The organism is Mesorhizobium tamadayense (assembly GCF_003863365.1).
In the GTDB taxonomy this organism is placed as follows: domain Bacteria; phylum Pseudomonadota; class Alphaproteobacteria; order Rhizobiales; family Rhizobiaceae; genus Mesorhizobium; species Mesorhizobium tamadayense.
This window is the reverse complement of sequence record NZ_RQXT01000074.1, coordinates 1-12,060: the sequence shown is the minus strand read 5'-3', so window position 1 is coordinate 12,060 and position 12,060 is coordinate 1. Positions and strand designations below refer to the sequence as shown.

General features: G+C 65.0%; 11 protein-coding genes. 8 read left to right on the top strand and 3 right to left on the bottom strand.

All coding sequences use genetic code 11. The annotated features are described in order from the left end of the window. Window positions 1-211: 211 nt before the first annotated feature. The 4 genes from EH240_RS33695 to EH240_RS33675 all read left to right on the top strand — a co-directional run bounded on the left by EH240_RS33695 (window position 212) and on the right by EH240_RS33675 (window position 3,231). Window positions 212-1,297, top strand: a complete 1,086-nt coding sequence (locus EH240_RS33695; RefSeq protein WP_125006641.1) for an HPP family protein — start codon at window positions 212-214, stop codon at window positions 1,295-1,297. An 82-nt stretch (window positions 1,298-1,379) separates the two neighbouring features. Then, window positions 1,380-2,069: an RNA polymerase sigma factor gene (locus EH240_RS33690; protein WP_125006639.1), complete on the top strand. Its 690-nt coding sequence runs from the start codon at window positions 1,380-1,382 to the stop codon at window positions 2,067-2,069. 332 nt (window positions 2,070-2,401) lie between these two features. Continuing rightward, a complete protein-coding gene (locus EH240_RS33680; protein ID WP_125006637.1) occupies window positions 2,402-2,926 on the top strand; it encodes a DUF4142 domain-containing protein in 525 nt (174 codons plus the stop codon). Beyond that, window positions 2,923-3,231: a cupredoxin domain-containing protein gene (locus tag EH240_RS33675; RefSeq protein ID WP_125006635.1), complete on the top strand. Its 309-nt coding sequence runs from the start codon at window positions 2,923-2,925 to the stop codon at window positions 3,229-3,231. The genes EH240_RS33680 and EH240_RS33675 overlap by 4 nt, the downstream gene beginning before the upstream one ends. Window positions 3,232-3,290: 59 nt before the next feature. On the opposite strand, the gene EH240_RS33670 is transcribed toward EH240_RS33675, so the two are convergent. Then, on the bottom strand, window positions 3,291-4,094 hold the full coding sequence (locus EH240_RS33670) for a class I SAM-dependent DNA methyltransferase (protein ID WP_206075370.1): 804 nt from the start codon (window positions 4,092-4,094) through the stop codon (window positions 3,291-3,293). A gap of 291 nt (window positions 4,095-4,385) precedes the next feature. On the opposite strand from EH240_RS33670, the gene EH240_RS33665 reads away from it, so the two are divergent. The 4 genes from EH240_RS33665 to EH240_RS33650 all read left to right on the top strand — a co-directional run bounded on the left by EH240_RS33665 (window position 4,386) and on the right by EH240_RS33650 (window position 8,359). Beyond that, window positions 4,386-5,246 carry an FAD binding domain-containing protein gene (locus tag EH240_RS33665; protein WP_125006633.1) on the top strand — a complete coding sequence of 287 codons (861 nt, stop codon included), beginning with the start codon at window positions 4,386-4,388 and terminating at the stop codon, window positions 5,244-5,246. Next, on the top strand, window positions 5,246-5,728 hold the full coding sequence (locus EH240_RS33660; protein WP_125006631.1) for a (2Fe-2S)-binding protein: 483 nt from the start codon (window positions 5,246-5,248) through the stop codon (window positions 5,726-5,728). The genes EH240_RS33665 and EH240_RS33660 overlap by 1 nt, the downstream gene beginning before the upstream one ends. Continuing rightward, entirely contained in the window at window positions 5,725-7,989 is a 2,265-nt protein-coding gene (locus EH240_RS33655; protein WP_125006629.1) for a xanthine dehydrogenase family protein molybdopterin-binding subunit, read from the top strand. Before EH240_RS33660 ends, EH240_RS33655 begins: the two co-directional genes overlap by 4 nt. 124 nt (window positions 7,990-8,113) lie before the next feature. Then, entirely contained in the window at window positions 8,114-8,359 is a 246-nt protein-coding gene (locus EH240_RS33650; protein WP_125006627.1) for a MoaD/ThiS family protein, read from the top strand. A gap of 668 nt (window positions 8,360-9,027) precedes the next feature. On the opposite strand, the gene EH240_RS33645 is transcribed toward EH240_RS33650, so the two are convergent. Both EH240_RS33645 and EH240_RS33640 read right to left on the bottom strand, forming a co-directional pair. Continuing rightward, window positions 9,028-9,444, bottom strand: a complete 417-nt coding sequence (locus EH240_RS33645) for a DOPA 4,5-dioxygenase family protein (RefSeq protein WP_125006625.1) — start codon at window positions 9,442-9,444, stop codon at window positions 9,028-9,030. Window positions 9,445-9,734: 290 nt separating this feature from the next. After that, window positions 9,735-11,792, bottom strand: a complete 2,058-nt coding sequence (locus EH240_RS33640) for an ABC transporter ATP-binding protein/permease (protein WP_125006623.1) — start codon at window positions 11,790-11,792, stop codon at window positions 9,735-9,737. Window positions 11,793-12,060: the final 268 nt, after the last annotated feature.

Here is a 12,060-nt window from a genome sequence, read left to right as displayed (position 1 = left end):
CGATTCCACAAACGCCCGTAACGCGTTGGCGCAATTGAGAAAGCAGAGGCCGCTGGCGGCATGCCGCGCGCGTGGCCTCGCGCAATAATATTCTTTGCGGCAGCGAATATACGGATTGGTTTGGCTTCCAAATCCGTGGCTTCGGCGGCATTGCGAGCAGCGCAAATTCCACCCATTCGATGACTCAAGCCATTCAACCCCGGGGCCAGCCATGGCGTTTCGCGTCTTCGTTCCGATCCTTGCCGGCGCGACGCTGCGCGAGCGGCTCGCCGCCTGCATCGGCGCCACGATCGGCATCGCGCTGACCGGCGTGATCAGCGGGCTCGCCATGGGCAACGGCCCGCATGTGGCGCTGCTGGTGGCGCCGATGGGCGCTTCGGCCGTACTGCTGTTTGCCGTGCCGTCGAGCCCGCTGGCGCAGCCCTGGTCGATCATCGGCGGCAATACGATTTCGGCGCTGGTCGGGGTGACGGTGGCGCATTTCGTGCACAACCCGGTCATCGCCTCGGGCCTCGCCGTGGCGCTGGCGATCGCCGCAATGTCGTTCACGCGCTCGCTGCATCCGCCAGGCGGTGCCGCCGCGCTCACCGGCGTGCTCGGCGGACCGGCCGTCATCAGCGCCGGCTTCCTGTTTCCCTTCGTGCCGGTGGCGCTGAACTCGATCATACTGGTGGCGCTCGGCCTCCTGTTCCACAGGCTGTCGCGGCGCAACTATCCGCATGTGCATGTGCCCGCCGCCAACAGCCACGGCACCGCCGACCGGCCGCCGGCCGAGCGCGTCGGCTTCCGGCCCGAGGATGTCGATGCCGCGCTTGCGGCGCTCGACGAGACGTTCGACATCGATCGCGACGACATCGAAAGGCTGCTGCGCCAGGTGGAATTGCAGGCGATGGTGCGTGCGCAGCGCACACTGCTCTGCCGGGACATCATGTCCCGCGACGTGATCTCGGTGCCGGAGAATGCCAGCGCCGACGAGGCGCGCAAGCAGCTGCTCGACCACAACATCCGCACCTTGCCGGTGGTCGACGCCGAGGCGAAGCTTATCGGCGCCGTCGGCCTGCGCGAGCTGACGAGAGCGACCGACATCGTGAAAAGCGTGATGTCGAAGGCAGGCACCGCCTCGCCCGACACGCCGGCGATGAGCCTGCTGCCGGTGCTGACCGACGGGCGCAGCCACGCGGTGGTGATCGTCGACGCCGGTCGGCATATTCTCGGCCTGATCACCCAGACCGACCTGCTGGCCGCCGCCGCGCGCTCTCCGGCTGCAGACAGGCGGCAGCTGAAGGCTGTAGCATAGCGCCGGCGCAAAGCCTGGGAACCTTTTGCCGGCAGGCGCGTCCATTTATCGGATGCAACGCCTGTCCGGAGATCGGGGCGCGATGAGAAAGTCCGCAACGCAGGCCGCCGCGATTTCGGCGGCCGACGCTATCGCCGCCGACATGGCGCTGGTGCGCCGGGCGCTTGCACGCGAAGCGGGCGCCTTCCGCTTGATCATCAAGACGCACAACCAGCGGCTCTACCGCATCGCGCGCGGCGTGGTGCGCAACGACGCCGAGGCCGAGGACATCGTGCAGGAAGCCTATATGCGCGCCTTCGCCAGGCTGGACGGCTTTCGCGGTGATGCCTCGCTCTCGACCTGGCTGTCGCGCATCGTCATCAACGAGGCGCTCGGCCGGCTGCGCAAGCGAAAGCGCATCGTGGCAATGCCTGAAAATCCGGAGGCGCAGATCATCCGGTTTCCCCTGAGCCCAAGCGACGATCCGGAGCGGACGATGGCGCAGCGGCAGATCCTCGGGCTTGTCGAACGGGCGACCGACAGCCTTCCCGACGTCTATCGCACCGTCTTCGTCGCCCGCGTCATCGAGGGCCTGAGCATCGAGGAGACCGCCGACCTGCTCGGTGTGCGGCCCGAAACCGTGAAGACGAGACTTCACCGCGCCCGCGCGCTGGTGCGCAAGGCGCTGGACGACGAGATCGGCCCGGTGCTGCTCGACGCGTTTCCTTTCGCCGGCCGGCGCTGCGAGAGGTTGACGGAGGCAGTGATGCGGAGGTTGGGGTTCGAGGGCTAGCGCGCTTCGTCGTGGTCTGAAGCTCGAAGCGCAGCGGGACAGCACCCCCCTCTGGCCTGCCGGCCATCTCCCCCGCAAGGGGGGAGATTGGCAGTTTCATTGGCGGCGCTCATTCAGCAACGCCGGAGATTAGCGAAAGAGGGCGAGACATCTGATCTCCCCCCTTGCGGGGGAGATGTCCGGCAGGACAGAGGGGGGTGTGACGGAACGCGGCGTAGCAGCGCTCGCTCCGCACTCGAATGTGAAAGTCGGGAACGTTTCACGCCGCCCCGCATCCAATGGCCGTCAACCCAAATGAGCCCGCTGCCGATGTGCCGGGCGAAGGAGATGCCATGTTTACCCGACCGATCGCAGCATTCGCCGCCCTGCTCCTCATGAGCGCTGCCCCGCTGGCTGAGGCCGCCGAAAAACCCACCGACCCGCAGATCGCCCATATCGCCTACACGGCCGGCACACTCGACATCGAGGCCGCCAAGCTGGCGATCAAGAACTCGAAGACCAAGGAAGTGGTCGACTTCGCCAAGGACATGGAACGCGACCACGAGGCGGTGAACAGCCAAGCGCTCGCCCTGGTGAAGAAGCTGAAAGTCAAACCGGAAGACAACGCCACCAGCCAGGCGCTGGCCAAGGCGGCGAAGGAGGAGCGCGCCAAGCTGGCGAAGCTGAAAGGCGCCGCCTTCGACAAAGCCTATATCGAGAACGAGGTGGCCTATCACAAACAGGTCAACGGCGCGCTCGAGACGCTGCTCATCCCCTCGGCCAGCAATGCCGAGCTGAAAAGCCTGCTGGAGACCGGCCTGAAAATCTTCCAGGGGCATGAGCAGCATGCCGAGCATGTCGCCGGCATGCTGAAATGAGGGGCGGCCTGCTCCCGGCCGCGCTGGCACTGGCGCTTGTCGCCTCGCCGGCGCTCGCCGCCACGATCGAGGTGACGATCGACAAACTGGTGTTCTCGCCGCCAAGCGTTCAGGCCAAGGTTGGCGACGCGATCGAGTGGATGAACAAGGATGTCTTCGCCCACACCGCCACGGTGAAAGGCGGCTGGGAGGTGATGATCCCGCCGAAATCGAAGGGCAAGGTCACGCTCAAGCAAGCAGGAGCGGTCGATTATTTCTGCCGCTTCCACCCCAACATGAAGGGTCACCTGGAGGTCTCGCCCTGACTTTCGAAGCCGGCGGCGCGCCGCCGGTCTCTCCGCACCGATGCCAGGTGCGGCGTTCGCTATCTTTTCCGATAGATGCTGATGTGGCGCCAAGTGCGAGCATCAAACGGCTCGCGCTTCCAGCCACCATATCGCTGATCGAGTTCCAGGCCGGCGCATCGGGCCATCAGGTCAAACTCCGGAGGATATGCAAGCCTCAGCCTCAGCGGGACCATACGGACCGTGTCGTTGCCGATATCGATGTGCGACAGGTCGAGCACCTGAGTGACTGGATCATACCGGCATGCGGCGATGTGGACCGAACCGGTTCCGGCATGGGAGATTTCGACGAAGCCGTTGTCGGCCTGCTTCGGCGCGGTGGGAATCCGGCACTCGAGCAGGAAAATGCCACCCTCATCAAGGTGCCGGGCCGCATTCTCGAAGCATTTGACCTGGCCATCCTGGGTAATTACGTTGCCGATCGAATTGAATACCAGATAGACAAGCCCGTACCGGCGGCCCATTTCGACCGCCGTCATGTCGCCCTTGACGACGCCGATCTCCGATCCGCCCGGCTTGGCCCTCAGCATTTCGATCATGTCCGGCGATAGTTCGATGCCATCGACGCGCAGGCCGGTGGCCGCCAGCGGCAAAGCAATTCGCCCGGTGCCGACTGCAAACTCCAGGCAATCCCGTCCGGCCGCGATCTGCTTCAGGAATTGAACCGTCTCATCTTCGTCGCCGCGCAGCTCATCGTCGTAGCGCCTTGCGACGTCGCCGCGAAAGCTGTCCTCAGGTCTGAACCCTTCCATATTTATCCTCCGTTGCCACCGAACCCATTGCATGTCGCCCAAAAGTGCGCAGCGGTTTTGGGAGAACGACATGCATCAAAACAAGGACTTAAAGCGCGTCGCCTGAATCCGTTTCTCCGCGAACGCGCTTTAGTTAGGATATGCAACGCCCTCGGCAACCGCCGTCGGCCTCGCCTAGGATGCTGGCAAGTGCCGCTTGCGGATGCCCGATAATGCGCCGGGCGAGCCCTGGACCAAGAATCCCGGGCAAGAATTAGGGCCAGCCCGCCCGGCTTGGGTGGTGCAATGCACGAACCGGATGGCCATTATGAGGAGAGTCTTTATAACGGTCGCCGAGATTTCCGAATTAGCCAAGGGGAGACGATGCGCTACATACGTCCGCAATCAATGGAAGATGCCGTGGGCCTGTTGGCCGGCGCGGCCGGCCCGGCCGCCATCCTTGCCGGAGGCAGCGACCTTTTGGTGAGAATGAAGGGCGGCTTTGTCGAGCCTGAGCTGATCGTCGACATCAAGGCGATCGACGGTTTAAGCGAGATCAGGGAAACGGCAGACGGTTTCAGCATCGGCGCCGCGGTGCCTTGCGCCGTGCTGGGCGAGCACGCGGCGCTGAAGAAGGCATGGCCCGGCGTGGTCGAGGCGGCCAAGCTGATCGGCTCGAAGCAGGTGCAGGGACGCTGCACCATCGTCGGCAATCTCTGCAACGCCTCGCCGGCAGCCGACAGCGTGCCGGCGCTGGTGGCCGCCGGCGCCAGGGCGGTGATTGCCGGGCCGTCGGGCAAGCGCACGATTCCCGTGGAAGCCGTGCCGACAGGACCGGGCCGCACCTCGCTTGCCAAGGGCGAGATCATCGAGGCGATCCTGCTCGACAAGCGCGCGCCGCATGCGGGCGATGCCTATCAGCGCTTCATTCCGCGCACCGAGATGGACATCGCCGTGGTCAGTGCCGGCGTGAACCTGACGCTCGATGACGCGGGCGTGATCAAATCGGCCCGCGTGGCTGTGGGCGCCGCCGCGCCGACGGTGCTGCTGGTCGAGGAGGCGGCGCAAGTGCTCATCGGCTCGAAGCTCGACGAGGCGACGCTGGAGCGGCTCGCCAAGGTCTGCGCGGGCGCCTGCCGCCCCATCGACGACAAGCGCGGCACCATCGAATTCAGACGAAAAGTTGCGGGTGTGCTGGCGAAGCGTGTCGCCGCCACCGCTTATGAGCGTGCAGGAGGCAAGTGATGGCTGGCGTAGCGGTTTCAACGACAATCAACGGCGATCACGTCGAGTATCTCTGCCAGCCCGACGAGACGCTGCTCGACGTGCTGCGCGACCGGCTGGGCTTGACCGGCGCCAAGGAAGGTTGCGGCACCGGTGACTGCGGCGCCTGCAGCGTCATCGTCGACGACCGGCTGGTCTGCTCGTGCCTGGTGCTCGGCGCCGAGGCGGAAGGCCGCCAGATCGAGACCATCGAGGGTATGGCGCATGGCGATCAACTGCATCCGCTGCAGCAGAAGTTTCTGGAGCACGCGGCGCTGCAATGCGGCATCTGCACGCCGGGCTTCCTGATCGCGGCCAAGGACCTGCTGGCCAAGAACCCCGACCCGACCGAGGAGGAAATCCGCTTCGGCCTCGCCGGGAACCTCTGCCGCTGCACCGGCTATGACAAGATCGTGCGCGCCGTCCAGGACGCGGCAAACGTGATGAAGGAAGGCTCAAGATGAATTTCGATCCGCGCTACTCGGGACGCAGCTTCTCTTCCGTCGGCACGCGCCCCATCCGCCCCGACGGCGTCGACAAGGTGACGGGCCGCGCCCGCTACGGCGCCGACTTCAACATGGCCGGGCAGCTGGTCGGCCGCGTGCTGCGCAGCCCGCACGCCCATGCGGTGATCCGCAAGATCGACACCTCGAAGGCCGAAAAACTGGCCGGCGTGAAGGCGGTGATCACCGCCGCCGACCTGCCCGACCTCACCGATGGCGATGCCGCAATGTACGACATCCTCGACAACTGCATGGCGCGCAAGAAGGCGCTCTATGACGGCCATGCGGTGGCCGCGGTCGCGGCGATCGACGCCCGCACCGCCAGGCAGGCGCTGAAGCTGATCGAGGTCGATTACGAGGTGCTGCCGCATGTGACCGATGTCGACGAGGCGATGAAGCACTCAGCACCGCTGATCAACGACGCCATCTTCACCGAGGGCCTCGAGGAAAAGCCGGTCAAGCCCTCCAACGTCTACAAGCGCACGCAATATGGCCATGGCGACGTCCACCAGGGTTTTGCCGAGGCCGACATGATCGTCGAGCGCTCGTTCAAGACCGAGCAGACGCATCAGGGCTATATCGAGCCGCATGCCTGCGTGGCGAGCGTCAATCCCGACGGCACGGCGGACCTGTGGGTCTGCACGCAAGGCCATTTCGTCTACCGCCAGCACTGCGCCCAGCTTCTTGGGCTCGAAGCCTCGAAGCTGCGCGTCACCTCCTCCGAGATCGGCGGCGGTTTCGGCGGCAAGACCCATGTCTGGGCCGAGCCGGTGGCGCTGGCCCTGTCGCGCAAGGCAGGCCGGCCGGTGAAGCTGGTGATGACCCGCGACGAGGTGTTCCGCGCCTCAGGGCCAACCAGCGCCACCTCGATCGACGTCAAGATCGGCGCCAGGAACGACGGCACGATCACTGCCGCCGAAGCGACGCTGCGCTATAGCTGCGGCCCCTATGCCGGCATGTGGGCCGAGATCGGCGCCATGACGGCGTTCGCCTGCTACAAGCTCGAGAACGTCAAGACCGTCGGCTACGAGGTGCTGGTCAACCGGCCGAAGACGGCGGCCTATCGCGCGCCCTCGGCGCCGATGGCGGCCTTCGCGGTGGAAAGCGCTGTCGACGAGCTCGCCAAGGACATCGGCATGGACCCGGTCGACTTCCGCATCAAAAACGCGGCTCAGGAAGGCACCCGCGCCTCCTACGGCCCGGTCTACGGCCCGATCGGCATCGGCCCGACTCTTGAAGCGGTAAAGAACCATCCGCACATGAAGGCACCGCTCAAGCAGAACCAGGGGCGCGGCATGGCCTGCGGCTTCTGGTTCAACTTCGGCGGCCAGACCTGCACCGACCTGAACATCGGCATGGACGGCTCGGTCTCGCTCGCCGTCGGCACGGTGGATGTGGGTGGTTCCCGCGCATCGCTGTCGCTGGTGGCGGCGGAAGAGCTCGGCATCGACTATTCCCAGGTCAAGGCGGTCGTCGCCGACACCTCCAGCCTCGGCTACAACGACATGACCGACGGCAGCCGCGGCACCTTCTCCTCCTCCATGGCGACCATCTCGGCCGCGCGCAACGCGATCAAGGTGCTGCGCGAGCGCGCCGCGCAGATGTGGGACATCCCGGTCGACGACGTGGTGTGGGAAAAGGGCCATGCGGTCGCCAAGGGCGAGAAGCACGGCAATCTGGGAAAACTGTCGCTGAAGGAGATCGCGGCGCAATCCGGCAAGACCGGCGGGCCGATCGCCGGCCACAGCGAGCTCGTCGCCGACGGCGCGGGCGTCTCCTTCGCCACCCATATCTGCGACATCGAGGTCGATCCCGAGACCGGCTCGACCAGGGTGATCCGCTACACGGTGGTGCAAGACGCCGGCAAGGCGGTGCACCCGACCTATGTCGAGGGCCAGTACCAGGGCGGTGCCGCGCAAGGCATCGGCTGGGCGCTCAACGAGGAGTATATCTACGGCAAGGACGGGCGGCTGCAGAACCCGGGCTTCCTCGACTACCGCATCCCGGTGTGCTCCGACCTGCCGATGATCGACACGCAGATCCTCGAGATCCCCAACCCCAACCACCCCTACGGGGTGCGCGGCGTCGGCGAGACCTCGATCGTGCCGCCGCTGGCGGCGATCGCCAATGCGGTGTCGAACGCGGTGGGAGTGCGCATGACGCACATCCCGATGTCGCCGCCGCGGATTCTCGCCGCGCTCGAGGCCGAACGGGAAGGCTAGAGCAATTCCAGGAAAAGTGTCAGCGGTTTTCCGTCGGGATTTGCGTAAAAACCAAGAGAGCATGATGCCGAAAAGTGCGAAGCGATTTTCGGATAGCATCATGCTCCAATGAGGGTCTGGTCGGATGGTCGAAGTCACGCTCTGGGGCTCGCTCAGCGCCGCCGCCGGAGGCCAGAGCAAGCTCGACATCGAGGCCAAGGACATAAGGGAGCTGTTCCGCAAACTCGCGGAACAGTATCCCGCCTTCGAACCCCTGATCGATCGCGGCATCGCGGTGGCGATCGACGGGACGATCTATAGGGACACGTGGTCGAAGGAATTGCCGCCGGGGGCGGAGATTTTTCTGCTGCCAAGGCTGGCGGGGGGGTGATGGGGGTGCCTCCTCCACACGTCGCATGTGGGGCTGGAAGCGGGACCGGCCCTCTTGCGTCCCCGGACTTGCAACGCGCACGAAAGCAGCTTCTTGGACACGGTCGAATTACGCCCTTCGCACCCACTTCGGTCTTTGGCCTAAACACTGTCGCTTATCTGGTCGGAACGAAATTCTTCAGTAAGTGAAAATCTCGCGCTGCTCGGCCTTCCCTTCCTCGCCTGTCAAAGTGGCTGTCACTTTCACTCGCAAGGAAAACTTTAGCCCAAGGCCGTCTACCAGCGCCTTACCGGTATCGGTCAAAAGCACGGCTTGTCCACGGCCAAACAGCTCAGCATCGTACGGCGCCACCCGCTGATGTGTCCCTTCCACCCATCGAATAGTCTTCGCAACGAGCTGTTCTTGCGCATCGTAGAGCTCAAGGGGATTGGAGGGTACCAGTTACGTTGATCTTGCCCAAAAAGTCGCCGCGCTCCAATTCCTAAATCGTGAGCATGTACTTCTTTTTAAGGGCAGAGTGCGGATCACAGAAATGATGCGGGCTTAACAATGAAGCCCACGATTTTTCGTCCCCGCCAGCTGCGCGGCTGGCTTGTCTAACTTTATCAAGGTGATGATCTCATTGGCGCCGATCGTCTAGCCTCATATTGCCAACGCCCGCGCCTCCCCTAAGCCCCCATCGTCGGCTCCGTATTCACCTCCAGCGCTTCCTCCGCCTCATCCTCGTCGCCGAGAACCTCGCCGTTTACCCCCAGCGGCCGGCCTATCCAGATCGGGTCGACCAGATGGTCGCGTTTGGGGTTGGTGGTGTTCGGGTGGATGAGGATGCTTAAGCCCCCGTGGTTCAGCATCAGCCATGGAACCAGCGTGGCGAAGATCTCGGTCGCAAACGAAACCTGATACATGGCCTGCTGATGCGGACCGACCGGCTCGTCGCGCCAGTTGCCCAGGCGCACGCGGAAACGTTCGCCGATGCGAAGACGCAGCCATTCGGCATGTTGCCGCTCGGCCGGTCCGTCATAGTAGATATGGGCGTGATAGCTGGCGATCTCGGCGATTGGCCTTGGAGTGGTATTTTCGCTCACCTCGATGCTCCCCTTCGATCGTTATCATGCCCGGCGGAACTGTAGCCGAAGCGCGGAGAGTTTGTCTGCAGCCGGCGCGACGAGCCCGCAAAATTGCACAGGGACGCCTTCGGCGAGACAATCTTCGGCTTCTCGATGCGCGTCGTCCCGAAGGGCCGGACAACCGCAAATGGCAGCGCTGCCCCCGCTCCGTCTCGGCTTCGCCGAGCCGCCGTGCCGGGGCGAGCCACGGGTCTCGCCCGTCCTTCGGACCCCCATTCCATGGGGGCGAGGAAGGTGCGTCTCCCACCTCACCCCGCCCTTCCGTTCCGCCCCCCACTCCCCCAAAGCGCCCGCGTGAGCAACCCCCGCTTCCCCTTCCTCGGCGCCAGCTCGACATCGCTGACCAGCTTCGCCCCTCCCTCGCGCCTTTCCAGCGTGATCTTGCGGCTGTGGAAGGCTTCCAGCTCGGCGCGGTGGGCGACGCTGATGATGGTGACCTTCGGCAATGCGTCGATCACCGTCTGCATCATCTTGTCCTGGCTCTTCTCGTCGAGCGCCGAGGTCGCTTCGTCCAGCACGACGATGTCGGGGCAGTGTAAGAGGAGACGCGCGAAGGCGAGGCGCTGTTTTTCGCCGCCGGAGAGCGTCTGGTCCCAGGGCGCGTCCTCCTCGAGCCTGTCTTTCAGGTAGTCGAGGCCGACCTTGTCGAGGGCGGAGTTGATCTTCTTGACCGGCCAGTTGTCGGCGGCGGCGGGGTAGGCGACGGCGCGGCGCAGCGTGCCGGTGGGGATGTAGGGGCGTTGCGGCAGCATGAACAGCCGCCTGTCGGCGTGGAAGTTGACGCTGCCGCCGCCCCACGGCCACAGGCCGGCGATTGCCCGCACCAGCGTCGACTTGCCCGTGCCGGATTCGCCTGCAACCAGCACCCGCTCGCCCGGCTCGATCTCGACCTCGGTTTCCCGGACCACGCCGGTGCCGTCGTTGAGCGTGACGGAGAGATCGTCGAGGCTAAGCATGGCGCCGTCTGTGGTCTTGCCGTGCTTGATGCGTCCGAAGGCCTCGCTCCGTTCGGCGCGCTCCAGCCCGTCGAGCGACATCATCAGCGAGGCGATGCGGCGGGCCGACGCGTTCCAGTCGGCAAGGCGCGGGTAGTTGTCGACCAGCCAGCCGAATGCGCCCTGCACGATGGCGAAGGCGGACGCTGCCTGCATGACCTGCCCAAGCGACATCGAGCCTTCGAGGAATTTCGGCGCGCAGAGCAGCACCGGCACGACCGGCGCGAACAGGCTCGACCCTTGCGAGACCAGCGCGGTGCGCATGTGCTGTCCAGTCAGCAGCACCCATTGCCTCAGCACATGGCCCAAAGTGTTGTCGATGCCGCTGCGCTCCTCCTGCTCGCCGCCGAGCAGGGCGATGCTCTCGCCGTTCTCGCGCACGCGCGTGAGCACGTAGCGGAACTCGGCCTCCGCCTGGTTCTTCTGCTCGGAAAGCTGCACGAAATGGCGGCCGATGACCACCATCGAGGTGGAGGTGATGGCGGCATAGATGACCGCGGTGATGACGAGGAAGCCGGGGATGGTCACGCTCGCGCCGCCGAGCGGTACAGTGAGCGCGCCGCCGATCGTCCACAGCACCACGATGAAGGTCGAGGCCGACAGGAACGCGATGAGGACGCCGGAAATGAAATCGACAGGCGACTCGGTGGCGATCCGCAGATCCTCGGTGAGGCGGGCTTCGGGGTTGGTGTGATCGCCTTTGACGAGGTTGAGCTGATAGTAGCGGCCGCCGGCGAGCCAGCGCGCGATGACCGATGTGGTGAGCCAGGAGCGCCAGCGGCGCTGGATCGTCATGCGCAGATAGACCTGCGCGACGACAAGGCTGGCGGTGCCGGCCACCAGCGGCAGGAAGACGGCGCTCAGCATATAGACGGTGCGGACGTTGCGTTGCTCGATGGCGTCGAAGAACGCGCGGTTCCAGACATTGATGCCGTACTGGAAGCCGACATTGACGACGATCAGCACCAGCACCCCGATCGTGAACGGCCAGGCGAGCCTGTCGCCGTGCCGGCCCCAATAGCCGCGCCCGCTGATCCAGAAGCGCCGCAAAAGGTATTTCTTGCGCGCCCGCTCGGCCTGCTCAGGCGTCAGCTCAGGATCGGGCTCGACGGCCTCCGGCGGCGGCCCGGCCTCGCCGTCCACCTCGGGCGTGGCTTCGGCGGCCTTTTCTTCGGCGGCCTTTTCTTCGGCGTAAGGGCGGCGCGGCTTCTCTTCGCGGCTCTCCGGCTCCGATTTTTCTGGGCCCGGCTTCTTCTGGCGCGCCCGCGCGCCACCGTTTGGCGGTTTAGGTTTGGATCTAGCCTGAGACATCAGGCCGACAACGGCCTAAAAATCAGAAAGTTTCACGATGTCCGCCACGATGCGGAGTTTGCGACCCAGGTCATCCGCCCCGTCGGGCAATCGCATAGGGCAGCGCCAGCCCCCTCCTCCGGCCGCTACGCGGCCGCCTTCTCCCCATGGGGAGAAGAGACTGGCGCCAACGCTGGCAATCTCCTCTCCCCTCGGGGAGAGAAGCTATGGGGCTGGCGACGAGGGTGTGGCACCATCGTTGCTGTGAGGAACGGATGGAGTGCCCCTC